Raw genomic sequence first — 18,679 nt, 5'->3', positions numbered from 1 at the left:
ATATCCACCCAATTTTATTTTAATTAATGTGATAAATAAGCTTTAAATTGCTCGGTTTTAGGATGTGCAAAGCATTCAAGTTGCCCTTGCTCAATAATTTTGCCATGCTCCATATAAATGACTTGTGAAGCTACTTTACGTGCAAAATCGACTTCATGGGTCACAATAATTTGTGTAATACCTGTTTGCGAAAGTTCATTAATAATTTCAGCAATTTGTGATGTGATCGCTGGATCTAATGCGGCTGTTGGTTCATCAAATAATAATATTTGTGGCTCCATCATTAATGCCCTTGCAATAGCCACTCTTTGCTGTTGACCTCCTGATAGATGAAGGGGATAACGCTGAGCCATATTATCAATTTGTAACCGCGCTAAAATTGCCATTGCTTTATCGCTAGCTTCTTTTTTCGATAACTTTAAAACTTGGCAGGGCGCTTCAATCAAATTTTCTAACACCGTTAAATGTGGCCATAAATTGTAATTTTGAAAAACCATGCCGACATTTTTGCGAAGATGTCGAATTGTGGATTCGCTGATTTTTTCGGAAAAATCAAAATGCGATTTGGCAATAGTCATTTTACCTGATGTCGGTATTTCAAGTAAATTGAATACTTTTAATAAAGAGCTTTTACCGGCACCACTTTGGCCAAGTAATACAATTGTTTCGCCAAGTGGATAGCTAAGAGAAACATCATTTAAGGCCTGATGTGCACCATAAAAACAGTTAATATGGTTTAATTCAATATTCATTATATATTTTTCTTGACTGTATAATTGATTAAATATTACTTTTTTTTGCATAAAAATGCAATCTAATTTATTGGACAATCTTTTCTTTGCTGTGTTTTTATCCCAAAATAGATGTATTACCTGAATTCTCTTTACAAAAAATTTAGGCTAAATAAAACTAATGACTATTAGTAATGATAGGAATTACTGGACCAAGATATTTAGGTTCTTTATTAAGAATATAGAGATCAATAAAGGCACTGACGCGCGCAAACATTTCACGAATGCGCACTAGTTTCATGCTTGCTGGCGCTGGCACAGCAAAACATTGCGCTTGAATGTTATGCGCAAGCGCAATAAAAATAGCCCGTTCACAGTGAAATTCTTGCGTAATAATAGTAAAGTCATTGGCATCAAATACTTTATTGGCACGAACTACCGAATCAAATGTTCTAAAGCCTGCATAATCTAAAACAATCGAATCGCTAGGAATGCCTGCTTTTATTAAATCCTTCTTCATGGTGAGTGGTTCGTTGTAACTCAAAAGCGCGTTATCGCCACTTAATAATAGATAATCAACTTTATTTTGCCAATATAGTTCGATGGCTCCATCAATACGATTTCGATAAAAGCCATTTATTCCGCCACCACGAACATATTTTGCTGTACCAAGTACCACACCGATCGCACGGTATGGCAGTTTGTTTTCATCATGGTAAATATAAGGTGCTGTTTTGTAGCTGATCCAATAGTCTAACCCCAATATTGCAGACATTGTAATCAAGCACAATCCAGTAAAATAAGCAATAAGCTTTTTTAAGTTCATGCTATAACCAGTCAAAAATAATTACAATTATTGGAAATAAAAAAGGCGCTGTCAATGATGTCATAATACCGCATAATACTAAAGATAACGAACTGTAGGCGCCTTCGTTGTAATCTACTTCAATACAACGAGCAGTGCCAACAGCATGCGACACAGCACCAATAGATAAACCTCTAGCTGAGGCTGATTTTATTTTAAATAAATTTAATATTTGATGCCCAAATATGCCACCTAATGTGCCAACAAGTATTACACATAATGCTGCAATAGACGGAATTCCTCCCTGATTGCTGGCAATAGTCACCGCAATTGCCGTTGTAACTGATTTTGGTAAAACCGATGCGGCTATTTCACCATTACCACCTAACCAAAATGTAATACAAACACCTGTTATCATTGAAGCGATTGATGCGGTAAAAGTAATAAGCATTATCGATTTCCAACGTGCTTTAATTTGTGGAATTAATTCATACAAAGGGTAGGCTAAAGCAACTACGGAGTAAGGTAATAAGTCATTAATAATTTGTATGTTACTAACATATTCTACATAACTTGTGTTGGTTATTAGTAAAATTGGAATTAACACAATGACTGAAATCACTAAAGGGTTGAATAGCGGATTTTTTAGTTTAAATGCAGCCCGACGAACAATGAGAAAAACGCCAAGCGTTAAAGGCAACATCCATATCATGGTTGATTTTCCTTTTTTTGGGGTTCAACAATTGAGTTCTTAGTTGGTAAGCGATGGCAATGTTCAGTTAAAAATGCAGTTAGTAGCAGTACGATGAGTGATCCTCCTATACTACTAAATATTATAGGTATCCAGTTTTGCAATAAGAGTGAATAATTATCCATTATTCCCATAGCTGCGGGAATAAAAAGTAATGTCATGTAGCGCATGAAAAGGTTACAACTATTTTTAACCCAACAAGTAGGAATAAGTTGAAAAGCAAGTAAGAAAAATAGAATCAACAAACCGATAATACTACCAGGGATCATTATCGGTAATATTTTAGAAATAATGTTTCCCACCCATAAGCAAATAGTCAGTATAATCAACCCTCGGCTATAACTGAACAGTGTATAGTACAAAGAATAAAGCCGATGTCTTATTGTGGCGTGCTTCGCTAAAAAATGTTTCATAACGTGAATGCTATTAATCTTAATTTTTAATTATGACTATATGCCTGTAGTTAGCGTTGACATAAATCGAATAAAGCATATCATACGCCCGTCAAATCTAATTATCCAACTAAATAATGACAATAGTGATAAAGTTGTTTTAGTATTAAAAGTTTTTCCGGCTGTTCTATATAAGTTTCCGCAAGCTGTTCTAAGGTTAGTAAGTAATCTTGAATTTTTTGGATATTAAATTTATCGCGGCAATAATCCTTCCAAATAACCTGTTCATGCTCTGTTAGTATTTCTGGGTAATTGCGTGCTTTATATCTAAAAAATAGCGTTGCTAAGCGAGGATCATCAAATGTGAATGATAAGCTGTCTAATAAATGTGGCGGAGTTGTTCGAATAGTTTCACAGCGTAATTTGTCTTGGCTATTTAAAAAACCACTATATATTTGACCATCAACATCAGAACTAATCGAAAAATGATTATCTATTGCAAATAATTCTCTCATTTTATCTTGCAATATTGTTTGATTTTGCAATAACCGTTGTTGATTGATTAAACATTGTGCTATATCAATATCAAACCTTGTTGCGTTTTCGGGTAATAGTGTTTTTAACGGAGCAACAATAGGGCATTTGTTTATATGAATTAACTTTAGAGGAATTCGTGATTCATTAAGTTCAAGATCTTCTGTTTTTGTATAAAGTTTTTCTTTAATTTTTTCTGCTGGTAAATCAATAATTGAGTTAATATCTCCAGTTAAATCACAAACAATAACGGCATTATTTTGTAACGGATGCCAAGCAATAGGGCAAACTAATGATAGATTGCCTCGATGGCTACCTAGCATACCCGATATATGAACAATAGGATTCATATTAATTACATCAATAAGCTCAGCAACTTTATTTTTGTTGCGTAATGTAAAAAAGTAATTGAAAAGTTTAGGTTGTTTTGTTTTTATTAATTTTGCCATGGCAATTGTTGCATACACATCAGACATTGCATCATGTGCATGCTCATGTTCAATATGATTCGCTTTTGTTAAATGCTCCAAACGAAAGCTAGGTAATCCCGCATCATTAATCGGCCAGTTGATACCTTCAGGTCTTAGCGCATAACACGCTCGAACAACATCAAGAAGATCCCATCTTGAATTACCATTTTGCCAACTATAAGAATAGGGATCGTAAAAATTGCGGTATAAAATATTACGCGTTACTTCATCGTCAAAACGAATATTGTTATAGCCTAAAATACAGGTATTGGGTTGGCAAAAAGCGTGATGAATTAGTCGGGTAAATTCTGCTTCACAAATACCTTCTTGATTGGCTTTTTGAGGTGTAATTCCAGTGATGAGTACAGCTTCTGGACTAGGTAGATAATCTTGTGTTTGACGGCAATATATCACTAGTGGGTCTTCAATAATATTAAAATCCGCATCAGTACGAACTCCAGCAAATTGAGCAGGGCGGTCTAATGCTGGATGAATTCCAAATGTTTCATAATCATGAAAGTAAAAAGTTGGCTGTTCTAGGTTGTTTTTCATGGTGAGTTTTTGCTTAGTATCGTTTTTTATTTAAATTTAATTAAATTGATATTTGTTCATTTTTGTTTTAGTTATTTACGTGTCTTGATTTGTTCACATTGCAAATGTGCACCGATTGAGTACATAACTATTTTTTTATATGTGTACAGAATGTAAAAAATGGCGCTAAGTGATAGCAAATCAATATTAAATAAACCTTATACAGGGTTGTTTGAGCTAACCGATGGTTTAGGTGTAAGGATATCATAAAAAGAAACAATTGCATTTCAATTTCGTTACTGATTGTAACTATCTTCTAAAACAGTACAGTAAAAAGGTAGAAAATTCTCGATGATAAAAGTAAAAGGGGATTTAAGTATGAAAAAATGGCTGAACATCAAATTTTATCTATTTTAAAAGAAACCAAGGCAAGCGTTCTTGTTAAAGAACTGTGCCGTAAATATAGCATGGGGTAATTTATCTTTTTGTATATGGTGAGAAAAATGTGGCGGAATGGAAACTTTAGACATCAGGTTAATCTTAAACAGATGTTTACCGAACTTAGCTTAAAATCATAACGTCAGTTGGAAATTATGAAAAAACTTTAAAGGCCACAAAGTCACGTAAAATTTGATTAAAACAACTTCAGAAAAATTATTTTATTGCTATTGCTACGAACGGTGTAATTGTTGGCTTAAGCCATTGTGCTTACTATGATCAACCTAAGTTGCAGGATCATTCTATGATTATTTCGGTACTAAGCGCCATTAATTACTAACAGGTATTTATACTGAGACTTTACTAGCATGTCAGACATTACGCTTGGCTTAAATGTGAAATAAAATCAAATAGACATTAAGAACACCAAGCTTAATTCATGACATTCAGGGCAAGGCTATAATGCATCTGAAAAGAACCGTAAATAAGCATAATAAAAAAACTGTCAGAAAAGTTATTGATTTTATTGAGTTTTTAATCTTGGAACCTAGATTAAAACATGCATTACAATTTTAGACTCGGTGAAGCGAAGAAAGTAGAAAGGTGATTTATACTAGCTACTTCGCACCACAACGGTTTGGCGATTGTGATGCATTATAATCATCTTTCTTATATACTAGTTTAGTCTTTGGAGGCACTTTCGATAATATCAGCCAATTTTTCGAGTGTCAGTCTTAATAATTTTGGCATAGACTCCAAATCAATTGAGTCCATTAAATTTTTAACGTAAAGACCCAGCTCAGTATCACCTTCAACAATTAAACGTCGTTGAAAGAATAGGGTATCAGGATCTTGACGTCTGGTTGCTATCATAATCAAATCATTAGCATTACCAATAAAACTTACATCAGCAATCTCTTCTCTACTTACGACAAGTTTATTGTCAATAAGGCTTACAAACCAAATAAGGCCAAGATCGGTAACTTGAATTTTAAGCCATCGATTTTCTAAAAAGTCGAGATCACCATCTTCAAGGGAATGTTCAAATTGTAACTGTAATAATTGCTCTATGGCCTGCTTTTTTATATTAAAAGGAATATGTCGTAAAGTAAGCCCCAAAATATGGGGCGCTTTATTAACAAACTGTGAATGAATCTTGCTTAAAATTTTACTTCTTGATCCAATCATTTAGGCATCTCCAGAAATCATTTTTTCATAGATATCTAAATCAGTACTTAAATGTTCATAAACTTCTTCACTAACTTCATTACGAACTTTCATTTGTAGTAAAGCTGTACGTTCAGCACCAATTGCTACTAGACGCATACGCCTTTCTAGATTTTCTGCTTCAAGTGCTTTTTGTTCTAAGTCTTTAAGACCTGTTCGCCGTCTTAACGAACCAATAACACGAGAGCCAATTTCATGAATAATTTCTTGATCTAAACCTGTTTCTGATGTTTCTTGTAATAAATTATTTTGCATTTTTTCAAGACTAGTAATGGCTTCTTCGGCCATATGTCCTTTAACTGTTAAAATTTCATTGTGTTGCTCAGAATTATCTAAAATGACACTACCTCGTAATAAGATAGGTAATATTATAACTGCTGTAATTAATGAAATTAAAATGATACCTGCTGCAATAAAAACAAGTTGATAACGGCCACTAATACTTATTGGTATTGCTAATACACCCGCTAGAGTAATAGCACCTCGAACACCAGCAAATGTTGAAATTAAAAGATCTCTTGTTGAATATGCCCTAAATGCAAGTGGTCGTTTAGTTCCAAAAGGCATGGCAGGCATATGCTTCATTGCCCATAACCAAGCAAATCGAGTTCCCATTAACACTGCAAAGACAAATAAAACAATTAAACATAATTGCCACACTTCAATTGATTTATCTATTTGGTTTTCTGCAAAAGTATTATTTAAAATACTTGGTAGCTGAATACCTAATAGAACAAACACAAATCCATTAAATACAAAAGTTAACATTGACCATGTGCTATCTGATTGTAAGGTGCAGTTAACGGTGCATTTCGCATCATACCTGAATGGTTTACTGTCATACCTGCACTTACAGCAGCTAAAATACCTGAGCAGTGGAATTCTTCTGCAATGATATAAGCGGCAAATGGAAGTAAGAATAGTAATACAATTTGAATAGCTGGATCATTGTGAGTCAGCTGATTTATTTTACGTAAAATACGTGCATATAGCCAAGTAAATAAGACACCAATAGCTAAACCACCAATGGCGACGATAAAAAAGGTTACGCTAATTTGTAATAAGTCAAATTGTAATGTGCCAGCTGCAATTGCTATAGCAAAATTTAAAGAAACTAAGCCTGAAGCATCATTCATTAATGCTTCGCCCTCAATAATTTCCATTTTTTCTTTTTCTATTCGTCCTTTACCCACAATTCCACTTAATGCTACAGCATCGGTTGGAGATAACACAGCAGCTAAGGCTAAGCATGCAGCTAACTGAACATTTGGTAGTATCCAATAAAGAATGTAACCCAATGCAATAATCGAAATGACAACTAAAACTAAAGCTAATCCGATGATTTCTCTACCATTGTAGATAAAATCTTTAACTGACGTTTTGCGTCCGTCAGCAAAAAGTAAAGGGGGAATAAATAAAACGAGAAATAATTTTGGATCAAATTCTACATAAACATTAAATGCTGCCAATATACAACCTAGTAATATTTGCATTAAAGGTAATGGAATTTGAATTGGCAACATTTTAACAACGACACCAGAAAGTGATACAATTAGCACCAAGAGTAAAATTATTGAAAAAAGTTCCATAGTTTTCCTTTTATTTATCCTATAATCCTGTTGTTTATATTGATTATACAGGATCTTTAGTTAAATTTCAGGTGAAAATTTCGCAGAATCATCTAAATTTTGGTCAGATACAAATTTTAATTAAAAAATAATCGAATTAATTAACAGGTATTTTAGATGAAAAGTTGGCAAAGAGCATTTATATTACACACTCGTTCTTATACTGAAAGCAGCCTATTAGTTGATTTGTTTGTTGAAAATGTTGGAAAAATAACGGTTTTAGCTAAGGGAGCAAAAAGAAAGCGTTCATCATTAAAAGGGATGTTGCAACCTTTTACTCCACTAATTGTACAATATTCTGGTCAAGGTGACATAAAAACATTGCGTCAAGTTGAAGCAATGTCTCTCTCTTTGCCATTAGCATCTGTTTATTTATATAGTGCTTTTTACTTAAATGAACTATTACACCGAGTCTTAGTCGCTGAAACCGAAATGCCAACACTTTTTGATGACTATTTAAAAAGCTTGCAACAATTAGCACAACAGGTTTCTGCTGAAAATGTGCTACGAGCTTTTGAATTATCCTTATTAGATAATTTAGGCTATTGTGTTGATTTTTTTCACTGCTGTGCCACTGGCGATAGTATTGTCGAATCGATGAATTATCAATATCAAAGTGAAAAAGGGTTTATTAGCAGCTTATTAAAAAATAGTGCCAGTTTTACAGGTGAACAAGTTTTGGCGCTAGGAAAACGCCAATTTAATAGTGATGATACGCTGAAAGCCGCAAAACGTTTTACTCGAATGGCATTAAAACCTTATGTAGGATCAAAACCTTTTAAAAGCAGAGAACTATTTTTGAAGCTCTAGTTTTTACCAATTACAATTTATACATAATATTAACAGAAAGATTTATTAGAAAAGTGATGAATTAATTTATCAAGTTGATTAACAAACTTCTCTCTATCTTTAATTGAAAAAGGAGAAGGGCCTTTAGATTGTACGCCACTAGCTCGCATAGTTTCCATAAAATCGCGTATAGTTAGCCGCTCTTTTATCGTATCGAGTGTATATTGTTCTCCTCGTGGTGTGAGTACTAAAGCGCCTTTATTTAATGCATCTGATGCAAGTGGAATGTCTGATGTGATAACTAAATCATTTTTTTTAACTAACTCAATAATTTTATTATCTGCGGCATCAAATCCTTTTCCAACTTGTAAACTTTGAATGTAAGGTGAGAGGGGAATCGTTGATTAGCTATTAATATTGTATTAATGGCTTTTCGATTTGCTACTCGATATAAAATCTCCTTAATTGGGTTAGGGCATGCATCAGCATCAATCCAAATATTCATAGTTACTCTATTCAATTAAAACTTCCAATATTTAGTGATTATATCGTCTATTATAAAAAAATAGTTAATTATTTTTTGTAAAAGTATTACAGAGGTAGGATACGTTATAGTCTATTTTATACATATGTTCATGTTGATGCCGCGGCAATTGTTTCTATTTAAAATCTTAATAATAAGTGATAGTATATGCGGCCTACTTTATTTATGTATGCAAGTGCGCTTTCGTGTGGCGCACCACTGTTATAAGGATTTATTATGCCAATAATTACTCTTCCTGACGGAAGTCAGCGTCAATTTGATAAAGCCGTTACTGTTTTAGAAGTTGCACAAAGCATAGGTGCAGGGCTAGCAAAAGCATGTATAGCTGGACGTGTAAATGGTGAGCGTAAAGACGCTTGTGATTTGATAGAACAAGATGCCACATTAGCCATTATTACGGCAAAAGATGAGGATGGTCTTGAAATTATACGTCACTCTTGTGCGCATCTATTAGGTCATGCTATTAAGCAATTATGGCCTGATACGCAAATGGCCATTGGTCCAACTATTGATAATGGCTTTTATTATGATGTTGATTTAGATCACTCTTTGACGCAAGAAGATCTTGATGCATTAGAAAAACGTATGCATGAATTGGCTAAAAAAGATTACGAAGTAAAAAAAGAAGTGGTTAGTTGGGAGCAAGCTAGGGAAGTATTTTGGAAACGACATGAACCCTATAAAATAGCTATCTTAGATGAAAATATTCCTAAAGATTCAAAACCAGCACTTTATCATCACGAAGAATATATTGATATGTGCCGAGGGCCACATGTGCCTAATATGCGTTTTTGCCACCATTTTAAATTGCAAAAAGTCGCCGGCGCTTACTGGCGTGGTAACAGTGATAATAAAATGTTACAACGCATTTATGGCACTGCATGGGCTGATAAAAAACAACTTGATAGTTATTTACAATTCTTAGAAGAAGCAGCCAAACGTGATCACCGAAAAATAGGTAAACAACTTGATCTTTACCATATGCAAGAAGAAGCACCAGGTATGGTATTTTGGCATAATGATGGTTGGATTATCTTCCGTGAGCTTGAAGTTTTCGTTCGCACCAAATTAAAGCAATACGATTATCAAGAAGTCAAAGGCCCTTTCATGATGGATCGCATTTTATGGGAAAAAACAGGGCATTGGGGTAATTATAAAGAGTTAATGTTTGTGACTTCATCTGAAAATCGTGAATATTGTATTAAACCAATGAATTGTCCAGGGCACGTGCAAATTTTTAACCAAGGGTTAAAATCATATCGTGATTTACCATTGCGTATGGCTGAATTTGGTAGTTGTCATCGAAATGAGCCGTCAGGATCTTTGCACGGATTAATGCGTGTTCGAGGCTTTACGCAAGATGATGCACATATTTTTTGTACGGAAAGCCAAATTCGTAGCGAAGTTAACAGCTGTATTAAAATGGTTTATGATACTTATAGCACTTTTGGATTTACTGACATTACGGTTAAGTTATCAACTCGCCCAGAAAAACGAATTGGTAAAGATGAAACATGGGATCTTGCTGAAAAAGATTTGGCCGAATGTTTAACTGAAAACGGCATAGAATTTGAGTACTTACCAGGTGAAGGCGCATTTTATGGACCGAAGATCGAGTTTACTTTACATGATTGTTTAGGTCGTGCATGGCAATGTGGTACTGTTCAGCTTGACTTTATGTTGCCTGAACGTTTAGATGCAACTTATGTAGGTGAAGATAACGAACGTCATATTCCAGTTATGATCCATAGAGCTATTTTGGGTTCAATGGAACGTTTTATGGGGATTTTAACTGAAAACTGTGCGGGGTTCTTTCCAACATGGCTTGCTCCATTACAAGTTGCAGTAATAAACATTACTGATAATCAAGCTGAATATGCCAAACAATTATGCGAAAAATTACAAAAAGTTGGTATTAGAGCAAAAGCAGACTTGAGAAATGAGAAAATAGGGTTTAAAATTCGCGAGCATACTCTTAAACGTGTTCCTTATATGTTTGTTTGTGGAGACAAAGAAATGGAATCAGGAACAATTTCAGTTCGAACACGCCAAGGCAAAGATCTTGGTAGCTTTGAAGTGAAACATGTTATAGAATTGTTGCTTAACGAAATTCATAGTCGTTCATTAGAACAAATGAATTAATGATAAATTAATTTGGAGGAATGAGATATTAAAGTCAGTAAACGTATTCAGTCAACACGCGCGCATAAGATCAATGATGAAATTACTGCTCGTGAGGTGAGGTTAACCGGCGTCGATGGTGAACAGCTCGGTATAGTAAGCTTAGACGAAGCTTTAAAACAAGCTGAAGAAGCAACTCTTGATTTAGTCGAAATAAGCCCTAATGCAGAGCCACCTGTTTGTCGAATTATGGATTATGGCAAATTCCTCTATGAAAAGAGTAAAGCAACAAAAGAGCAGAAGAAGAAGCAAAAGATTGTTCAGGTTAAGGAAATTAAGTTCCGACCTGGTACAGACGAAGGCGACTATCAGGTAAAACTCCGCAGCCTGATTCGCTTTCTTGAAGATGGCGATAAAGCTAAAGTTACGTTGCGTTTTCGTGGACGTGAAATGGCTCACCAACAGTTAGGATCTGAAATGCTTGATCGTATTAAAGAGGACTTAGCTGATTTGGCTGTTATTGAATCTTATCCAACTAAGATTGAAGGCCGCCAAATGATTATGGTGCTTGCGCCGAAGAAAAAGTAATGGTTTTACAAGTTAATTTTTGATTCATCAAAGATTACACCATTATTTTATTTTTATTAACAATGCGAAGTGGAAATTAATAAAATGCCTAAAATTAAAACTGTAAAAGGCGCAGCAAAGCGCTTTAAAAAAACAGCTTCTGGTGGCTTTAAGCATAAGCAAGCCAACAAGAGTCATATCCTAACTAAAAAATCAACTAAGCGTAAACGTCATTTACGTGGTTTGACCACCGTGTCAAAAGGCGATTTAGGTTTAGTTACTGCGTGTGTTCCATACGCTTAAGTTATTGGTTAATTATTTAGAGGATATAATTTATGGCTCGTGTTAAACGTGGTGTTATTGCTCGTGCACGTCACAAGAAAATTTTAAAACAAGCAAAAGGTTACTATGGTGCACGTTCACGTGTATACCGTGTTGCTTTCCAAGCAGTAATTAAAGCAGGACAGTATGCTTATCGTGACCGTCGTCAACGTAAACGTCAATTCCGTCAATTATGGATTGTCCGTATTAATGCGGCAGCTCGCCAATGTGGTCTTTCTTATAGCCGTTTTATCAATGGTTTAAAGAAAGCATCAATTGAAATCGATCGCAAGATCCTTGCTGATATTGCTGTATTTGACAAAAATGCATTTGCTGCATTAGTTGAGAAAGCAAAAGCGGCACTATAATAGCTTTATAAAAGCCGAGTTATCTCGGCTTTTATATTTTCATTTTTATTATAAGGGTTGATTAATTATGAAGTTAGTTATTTTTCGTTTCTTTTTTGATTGCTTTAGCAATACTATTTTGTGAGGCAAAGAAAAAACGAAAAATAATTATAAAAGCCTCAAAAGAGGCTTTTTTTATGCAATAAACAATAAGCAGGAGAACTGTATGCCTCAATTAGTTGAACTGGTAAATAATGCCAAATCCGCTATTGAAAATGCTAATGACATTAATTCGATCGAACAAATTCGGGTGGAGTATTTTGGTAAAAAAGGTCATTTTACAATGCAAATGGCTTCATTACGCGATGTTCCAGCTGATGAGCGCCCAGCTGTCGGTCAAAAAATAAATGATGCAAAGCAAAAAGTTGTTGAAATATTAAATCATAAGCGCAATTTTTTAGAGCGTCAGGCTCTTGATGCAAAACTAGCTAATGAAACAATTGATATTACGTTGCCAGGAAAATCAATTGAATTAGGTGGATTACATCCAGTGACAAAAACGATTAATCGGTTAGTCGATTTTTTTGGCGAACTTGGTTTTGCTGTTGAAACGGGGCCTGAAATTGAAGATGACTATCATAATTTTGACGCATTAAATATTCCTGCTCATCACCCAGCTAGAGCTGATCACGATACATTTTGGTTTGACGCAAAACGATTATTAAGAACACAAACTTCAACGGTGCAAATTCGCACAATGGAAAACCAAAAACCACCAATTCGAATCATTGCACCAGGTAGAACTTATCGCAATGATTATGATCAGACTCATACGCCTATGTTCCACCAAATGGAAGGCTTACTGGTTGATAAGGATATCAGCTTTACACATTTAAAAGGGTTATTACACGATTTTCTTCATTGCTTTTTTGAAGATAATATGGAAATTCGTTTTAGACCAGCTTATTTTCCATTTACAGAACCGTCAGCAGAAGTTGATATTAAAGCGAAAAATGGCAAGTGGCTAGAAGTGTTAGGTTGCGGAATGGTTCATCCTAATGTATTACGTAATGTAGGCATTGATCCTGAAGTGTACAGTGGCTTTGCTTTTGGTATGGGAATCGAGCGGCTAACAATGTTACGTTACGGTGTCACTGATTTGCGTTCTTTCTTTGAAAATGATTTACGTTTTTTAAAGCAATTTAATTAATTCTGGAGATCAAAACATGAAATTTAGTGAAAGTTGGCTACGTGAATGGATCAATCCAGAAATTAGTAGCGAAAGGTTAGCTGATCAATTAACAATGGCTGGTTTAGAAGTCGATGATGTTGAAAAAGTAGCAGGCGATTTTACAGGTGTTGTTGTCGGTAAAGTCGTTGAATGTATGCAACATCCTAATGCAGACAAACTTCGTGTCACAAAAGTTGATATTGGTAAAGCTGAATTACTGGATATAGTTTGCGGGGCTCCAAATTGCCGTAAAGGTTTAATGGTTGCTTGTGCAACGGTAGGCGCTGTATTGCCCGGCGATTTTAAAATAAAACCAGCTAAATTGCGGGGAGAGCCATCAGAAGGCATGTTGTGCTCTTATTCTGAATTAGGAATTTCTGATGAACATAATGGTATTATTGAATTACCTGATAATGCGCCGTTAGGACAAGACATTCGTGAATATTTGAATTTAAATGATGTCATGATTGATATCAGCGTAACACCGAATAGAGCAGATTGCTTTGGTATTATTGGCGTTGCTAGAGATATTTCTGCAGTTAACAACGTTCCAATGAAAGAACTACAAGTTGACAGTATGCCTGCAACCATTACCGATACTTTATCAATACAGATAGATGCTCCTCAAGCCGCTCCTCGCTATTTGGGACGTGTAATCAAAAATATTAATGTTAATGCAGCCACTCCACTTTGGATGAAAGAGAAATTACGTCGAGGTGGAATTCGTTCAATTGATGCAGTTGTAGATATAACTAACTATGTATTATTAGAACTTGGTCATCCAATGCATGCATTTGATTTGACTCAGATAGAAAAGGGAATAGTTGTTCGTTACGCAAGTAATGATGAAAAACTGGTCTTACTTAACGGTAATGAAGTTAACCTTAATGATAAAACTTTAGTCATTGCCGATCACCAAAAGGTTTTGGCTTTAGCTGGAATTATGGGTGGTGAAAAATCGGCTGTAACACAAACAACTAAAGATGTATTTCTTGAATCTGCATTTTTTAGTCCATTAGCAATAACAGGTAAAGCTCGTGAATATGGCTTACATACTGAAGCTTCGCATCGTTATGAACGTGGTGTTGATCCATCTTTACAATTTATTGCAATGGAACGAGCGAGTCAATTACTAATTGATATTTGTGGTGGTGAAGTTGGTCCAATTATTGAGGTAACACAACAAAGTGAACTACCAAAACAAGCAATAATTAAACTTCGTCGCAATAGAATTGATCGTATCATTGGTTATGCAATTGAGACACAAAAAATCACCGATATTTTAATTAGACTTGGTTGTGAAGTCGAATACAATGGCAATGTTTGGACTGTAAAATCACCAAGTTGGCGTTTTGATTTGCAAATCGAAGAAGATTTAGTTGAAGAAATTGCGCGTATTTATGGCTATAACAATATTCCAAATGTCAATTTAAAAATTGAGTCAGTAATGAAACCAAAGCCGGAAAGCCAAATATCATTACGAAGAATAAAAGACTTATTAGTTGATAGAGGATATCAAGAAGCCGTAACATATAGCTTTGTTGACCCCAAAATTCAACACATTCTTCACCCTGAGCAGCCAGAGATCACATTACCTAACCCCATTTCAAGTGAAATGTCAGTTATGCGTTTATCACTATGGTCTGGCTTATTAGATGCAGTGCTATACAACCAAAATCGCCAGCAATCTCGGGTTAGATTGTTTGAAACAGGATTGCGTTTTATACCTGATGAAAAAGATGAATTAGGTGTACGCCAAGAGTTAATGTTATCAGGCATTATTACAGGTAGCTTATATGAAGAGCATTGGCAACTTCCTAAAAAGAATGTCGATTTCTATGATCTTAAAGGTGATATTGAATCAATCTTTTCTCTTTTAGGCTGTGCGGATAAAGTACAGTTTAAAAAAGCTCAACTACCTGCCTTGCATCCTGGACAAAGTGCTACTATCTATTTGAATGATGAGCTATTAGGCTATCTAGGTGTCTTACATCCAGAAATTGAAAAAAAATTATCTTTAAATAGTAAAACACTTGTTTTTGAAATAAATTTAGCTAAAATTAATAGCAAGACAGTACCTGTTGCTCAAGACTTATCAAAGTATCCTTCGAACAAACGAGATATAGCTATTGTGGTATCAAATACAATTCCAGTAGCTGATATTATTTCTGAGTGTAAGCGGGCTGGTGGTGAGCAACTTATTAAAGTTAATTTGTTTGATGTTTACCAAGGTGAAAATATCAAAGAAAATCAAAAAAGTCTTGCTATCAGTTTGATTTTACAAGATAAATCACGTACACTTGAAGAAGAAGATATAACAAACATTGTAAGTAAATGCGTTACTGCTTTACAAAATCGTTTTAAAGCCCTATTAAGAGAATAATAATATGACATTAACTAAAGCTGATATTGCAGATCGTCTTGCCGAAAAATTTACCATTGATCGTCAAGAAGCTAAAGTCCTTGTTGAACTCTTTTTTGAAGAGATTCGAGTGGCTTTGGAAAAAGGGGAGCCAGTAAAATTATCTGGATTTGGTAATTTTTCGGTACGAGATAAAAACTCACGCCCTGGTCGAAATCCTAAAACAGGGGAAAGTGTTGATATCTCAGCTCGCCGAGTTGTTACCTTTAGACCTGGAATTAAATTCAGAGAGCGTGTAGAAAAAAATTTAGTTATTTAATATTAAGTTCTTATTCTGCTTGCTTAATATAATAGCCTTTCTCTTATTAAGAACACTGGGAAGGCTATTTTATTTATAAATAATGCTTGTATTAATTTCGTAAATAAAGCATAATAACCGCTCTTCAATGGAGGCTCTATGGGTCCTCTTGCAACATTTTTTTGCTCATCAGGTCAGGTCCGGAAGGAAGCAGCCAAAGTAAAAAATATGTGTGTGGGATGTGGCTGATAGAGTCTCCTCCAAAACTTATTTTACAGTAAGTTTGCCTATTCTTATAAATTATAACTAATTAGGTGTTATTTATAATTTACAACATATTAAGAAAATAAGAAAAAATAACTTCTTGATAACAAATAAAGTTATTTTGTCATATCCATCCTTTATCTCAACAATAACTGCAATGTAAATAATATGCTATTAAATACTAGATTGTAATTAAATAATTTTGCGCTAGTTATATCATTAAATATTAATAATATAACATTAATAAAAAACATAAGATGAGCTTGCTTTCCCGCTTTTTTGCCGTCGCGATAATATCACTAAATAATCCACTGATGCTTTAGTTGCAAATTCATCTATTGAAAATCCTTTGTCTTTGGTATTTCTATTTGGTGACAATCTCTCTTTTAATTAAAATAATTACTAAATTTATTATGCAAATTTGATTCGTTAATAAAAAGATTTGTTTACAATCGTCGATAGAACAAATTGATCAGGGTGTTGAAATTTAGCTGCGTGGAATAAACATATTATCAAAATGGTCGAGTTTAATTAACTTTTTTCTAACAAAATCGTTGATCCATGTATTAGTCATAGCCATATGACACCTCTCTTTAAACAGAAAGTTCACAATCATAAAAGCCATGTGATATTGTATTATGTTAGATTTGATGATAATGTAATTGAGTAATGCCTTGTTTTAGCTCAATTTACAGCAGGCTTTGTGCATTTTAATATGAATACACATTATTAATGCAAAAGTAATCAAATTTTACAGATAGATGTTGCTAGCGCACTGGTAAATGGGCAAAAAGGATTTACTTGTTGCGCAATTGCTTACCATTATTTTTTGTTGGATTTGTGGCATTAAATACCGACAATAGCGATGGGGTATGGATGCGCATGTATGGTACTGATGCTTTTGGCTTGCTTTGCCTGAGTTTTCCATACTTGTCAATAGTCTTACGATAAAGGAAAATAATAATTTATTGCGCTAGTTACGATCTACTATTAATAAAATACATGCTGGCACACTACAGAAGATACCAAAAGTAAAAAATATTATTATTTTTCCCCATCAGAATAAGATTTTTTTAAAAGAATGTAGTGAAATATGGGTGATAAAACACCTAGCTAAGTAACCATCAGTAATAAAGCAGATTTACTAGTAGCATTTTTAACGTATTTTGGGAAGGGTTAATTTAAGGAGTATAAATGAATATTTTTTCACGCTTATTTGGTAAGAAATCAAAATTACAACAAGCTGATGAAGCATTAATTGAAAATCCAAATATTCAAGCGCCATTAGCATTAAGCATTGTTTTTAAGGGGCAGTTCTATTTAGATCAAGATAATTTATTAAAGCAATTACGTAGTATTGATTCATCAATGAAAAATATTCGATGCCAAATGCCATATGGCAAGTTGAGACTGTTCAATATTCTGTGTCATTTCGGTAAACTATGTAACAAAAAAGGAAATGACCCATGTCCCAAGAATTTGATTTTGAAAAAGCATTAAAATTATTACAAAATGGTCAACCGCTAACGGGTAAAGATGGTATTTTAACGCCATTAATCAAGCAGCTAACAGAAGCGGCGTTATCGGCGGAATTAGATTCTCATTTAGCCAACGACATTACCCCTAATCGGCGTAATGGTAAGAGTTCAAAGACAATAAAAAGCTCATCAGGCAGTTTCGAACTTGATGCACCAAGAGATAGAAACGGTTCATTTGAACCTCAACTCATCAAAAAAAATCAGACAACATTAAACGATGAAATTGAACAAAAAATTCTCAGTATGTATGCGCTGGGGATGAGTTATAAAGATATCAGCCAGCATATTGAAGAGATTTATGCTTTTCGTCTTTCTCCTGCAACTTTAACCGCCATTACAGATAAAATCATTCCTGAGCTCAGATTATGGCAACAACGACCGCTAGAATCGCTTTATCCGTTTGTTTGGATGGATGCAATTCATTATAAAGTAAAAGAAGATGGGGTTTATCACAGCAAGGCTGTTTATACTGTACTTGCACTTAATTTAGCCGGAAAAAAGGAAGTATTAGGCTTGTATTTATCTGAAAACGAAGGGGCTCATTTTTGGTTATCGGTGTTGACCGATTTACAAAACCGAGGATTAAATGACATTTTAATTGCTTGTGTCGATGGATTAGTTGGCTTTCCTGAAGCGATTAATACTATTTACCCACAAACAGAGGTTCAACTTTGTGTTATTCATCAAATCCGCCATTCAATTAAGTATGTTGCCTCTAAACATCACAAAGCATTTATGAGCGATTTGAAACTTGTTTACAAGGCGGTCTCTCGTGAAGCAGCAATTGATG

The 18,679-nt window shown here is 34.4% G+C and carries 17 protein-coding genes, 1 other RNA gene and 2 pseudogenes; 12 read left to right on the top strand and 8 right to left on the bottom strand.

The window, feature by feature from the left end; translation table 11 throughout:
- Positions 1-23: 23 nt before the first annotated feature.
- The 7 genes and pseudogenes from artP to A9G42_RS14785 all read right to left on the bottom strand — a co-directional run bounded on the left by artP (position 24) and on the right by A9G42_RS14785 (position 7,468).
- Positions 24-752 carry an arginine ABC transporter ATP-binding protein ArtP gene (gene artP, locus A9G42_RS07650; RefSeq protein WP_065581820.1) on the bottom strand — a complete coding sequence of 243 codons (729 nt, stop codon included), beginning with the start codon at positions 750-752 and terminating at the stop codon, positions 24-26.
- Positions 753-909: 157 nt separating this feature from the next.
- The gene (locus A9G42_RS07645) at positions 910-1,557 is read right to left on the bottom strand and encodes an ElyC/SanA/YdcF family protein (protein ID WP_065653107.1); all 648 of its coding nucleotides are present in this window, start codon (positions 1,555-1,557) and stop codon (positions 910-912) included.
- A 1-nt stretch (position 1,558) separates the two neighbouring features.
- On the bottom strand, positions 1,559-2,248 hold the full coding sequence (locus tag A9G42_RS07640) for a CidB/LrgB family autolysis modulator (RefSeq protein ID WP_065653106.1): 690 nt from the start codon (positions 2,246-2,248) through the stop codon (positions 1,559-1,561).
- A complete protein-coding gene (locus A9G42_RS07635; RefSeq protein ID WP_082212029.1) occupies positions 2,245-2,700 on the bottom strand; it encodes a CidA/LrgA family protein in 456 nt (151 codons plus the stop codon). The genes A9G42_RS07640 and A9G42_RS07635 overlap by 4 nt, the downstream gene beginning before the upstream one ends.
- Positions 2,701-2,801: 101 nt before the next feature.
- The gene (gene sbcB, locus A9G42_RS07630) at positions 2,802-4,235 is read right to left on the bottom strand and encodes an exodeoxyribonuclease I (RefSeq protein WP_065653105.1); all 1,434 of its coding nucleotides are present in this window, start codon (positions 4,233-4,235) and stop codon (positions 2,802-2,804) included.
- A 1,098-nt stretch (positions 4,236-5,333) separates the two neighbouring features.
- A complete protein-coding gene (gene ubiT, locus A9G42_RS07625; protein WP_065653124.1) occupies positions 5,334-5,819 on the bottom strand; it encodes a ubiquinone anaerobic biosynthesis accessory factor UbiT in 486 nt (161 codons plus the stop codon).
- Positions 5,820-5,840: 21 nt separating this feature from the next.
- A pseudogene (locus A9G42_RS14785) lies at positions 5,841-7,468 on the bottom strand (Na+/H+ antiporter).
- A 156-nt stretch (positions 7,469-7,624) separates the two neighbouring features.
- Here A9G42_RS14785 and recO point away from each other — a divergent pair.
- Positions 7,625-8,317 (top strand): DNA repair protein RecO, encoded by a 693-nt coding sequence (gene recO / locus A9G42_RS07615; RefSeq protein WP_065587766.1) that lies wholly within the window; start codon positions 7,625-7,627, stop codon positions 8,315-8,317.
- Positions 8,318-8,346: 29 nt separating this feature from the next.
- Here the strand turns inward: recO and A9G42_RS07610 are convergent.
- Positions 8,347-8,801: pseudogene (locus A9G42_RS07610) on the bottom strand (YaiI/YqxD family protein).
- Positions 8,802-9,056: 255 nt separating this feature from the next.
- Here A9G42_RS07610 and thrS point away from each other — a divergent pair.
- The 11 genes from thrS to A9G42_RS07560 form a co-directional block, all read left to right on the top strand.
- The gene (gene thrS, locus A9G42_RS07605; protein WP_065653104.1) at positions 9,057-10,982 is read left to right on the top strand and encodes a threonine--tRNA ligase; all 1,926 of its coding nucleotides are present in this window, start codon (positions 9,057-9,059) and stop codon (positions 10,980-10,982) included.
- A gap of 27 nt (positions 10,983-11,009) precedes the next feature.
- Positions 11,010-11,549, top strand: coding sequence for a translation initiation factor IF-3 (gene infC, locus A9G42_RS07600; protein WP_065566615.1), 540 nt, complete (start codon positions 11,010-11,012; stop codon positions 11,547-11,549).
- 84 nt (positions 11,550-11,633) lie between these two features.
- A complete protein-coding gene (rpmI, locus tag A9G42_RS07595; protein WP_034945602.1) occupies positions 11,634-11,831 on the top strand; it encodes a 50S ribosomal protein L35 in 198 nt (65 codons plus the stop codon).
- Positions 11,832-11,863: 32 nt separating this feature from the next.
- Positions 11,864-12,217, top strand: coding sequence for a 50S ribosomal protein L20 (gene rplT / locus A9G42_RS07590; protein WP_024496189.1), 354 nt, complete (start codon positions 11,864-11,866; stop codon positions 12,215-12,217).
- A 67-nt stretch (positions 12,218-12,284) separates the two neighbouring features.
- Positions 12,285-12,341 (top strand): pheST operon leader peptide PheM, encoded by a 57-nt coding sequence (gene pheM / locus A9G42_RS14780; protein WP_141671930.1) that lies wholly within the window; start codon positions 12,285-12,287, stop codon positions 12,339-12,341.
- Between the two features lie 81 nt (positions 12,342-12,422).
- Positions 12,423-13,406, top strand: a complete 984-nt coding sequence (gene pheS / locus A9G42_RS07585; protein WP_065566616.1) for a phenylalanine--tRNA ligase subunit alpha — start codon at positions 12,423-12,425, stop codon at positions 13,404-13,406.
- 16 nt (positions 13,407-13,422) lie between these two features.
- Positions 13,423-15,810: a phenylalanine--tRNA ligase subunit beta gene (gene pheT, locus A9G42_RS07580; protein WP_065653103.1), complete on the top strand. Its 2,388-nt coding sequence runs from the start codon at positions 13,423-13,425 to the stop codon at positions 15,808-15,810.
- 4 nt (positions 15,811-15,814) lie between these two features.
- Positions 15,815-16,108, top strand: coding sequence for an integration host factor subunit alpha (locus A9G42_RS07575; protein ID WP_065566618.1), 294 nt, complete (start codon positions 15,815-15,817; stop codon positions 16,106-16,108).
- Between the two features lie 137 nt (positions 16,109-16,245).
- Positions 16,246-16,341, top strand: an RNA gene (gene ffs, locus A9G42_RS07570) — signal recognition particle sRNA small type.
- Between the two features lie 1,204 nt (positions 16,342-17,545).
- Positions 17,546-17,851: a hypothetical protein gene (locus tag A9G42_RS07565; protein WP_065653102.1), complete on the top strand. Its 306-nt coding sequence runs from the start codon at positions 17,546-17,548 to the stop codon at positions 17,849-17,851.
- Positions 17,818-18,679 (top strand): IS256 family transposase (locus A9G42_RS07560; RefSeq protein WP_065652685.1); only part of this gene is annotated, 862 nt, incomplete at its 3' end. The genes A9G42_RS07565 and A9G42_RS07560, both read left to right, overlap by 34 nt.

It is taken from the genome of Gilliamella sp. Nev6-6 (assembly GCF_001690605.1).
GTDB lineage: Bacteria > Pseudomonadota > Gammaproteobacteria > Enterobacterales > Orbaceae > Gilliamella > Gilliamella apicola_C.
The sequence above is the reverse complement of the archived record's forward strand: the minus strand, read 5'-3'. Positions and strand labels throughout refer to the sequence as shown.

Bases quoted from the DNA above. Each gene is read 5' to 3' on its own strand.
- artP (WP_065581820.1), bottom strand. From the start codon at position 752: ATGAATATTGAATTAAACCATATTAACTGTTTTTATGGTGCACATCAG.
- A9G42_RS07645 (WP_065653107.1), bottom strand. From the start codon at position 1,557: ATGAACTTAAAAAAGCTTATTGCTTATTTTACTGGATTGTGCTTGATT.
- A9G42_RS07640 (WP_065653106.1), bottom strand. From the start codon at position 2,248: ATGATATGGATGTTGCCTTTAACGCTTGGCGTTTTTCTCATTGTTCGT.
- A9G42_RS07635 (WP_082212029.1), bottom strand. From the start codon at position 2,700: ATGAAACATTTTTTAGCGAAGCACGCCACAATAAGACATCGGCTTTAT.
- sbcB (WP_065653105.1), bottom strand. From the start codon at position 4,235: ATGAAAAACAACCTAGAACAGCCAACTTTTTACTTTCATGATTATGAA.
- recO (WP_065587766.1), top strand. From the start codon at position 7,625: ATGAAAAGTTGGCAAAGAGCATTTATATTACACACTCGTTCTTATACT.
- thrS (WP_065653104.1), top strand. From the start codon at position 9,057: ATGCCAATAATTACTCTTCCTGACGGAAGTCAGCGTCAATTTGATAAA.
- rpmI (WP_034945602.1), top strand. From the start codon at position 11,634: ATGCCTAAAATTAAAACTGTAAAAGGCGCAGCAAAGCGCTTTAAAAAA.
- rplT (WP_024496189.1), top strand. From the start codon at position 11,864: ATGGCTCGTGTTAAACGTGGTGTTATTGCTCGTGCACGTCACAAGAAA.
- pheS (WP_065566616.1), top strand. From the start codon at position 12,423: ATGCCTCAATTAGTTGAACTGGTAAATAATGCCAAATCCGCTATTGAA.
- pheT (WP_065653103.1), top strand. From the start codon at position 13,423: ATGAAATTTAGTGAAAGTTGGCTACGTGAATGGATCAATCCAGAAATT.
- A9G42_RS07575 (WP_065566618.1), top strand. From the start codon at position 15,815: ATGACATTAACTAAAGCTGATATTGCAGATCGTCTTGCCGAAAAATTT.
- A9G42_RS07565 (WP_065653102.1), top strand. From the start codon at position 17,546: ATGAATATTTTTTCACGCTTATTTGGTAAGAAATCAAAATTACAACAA.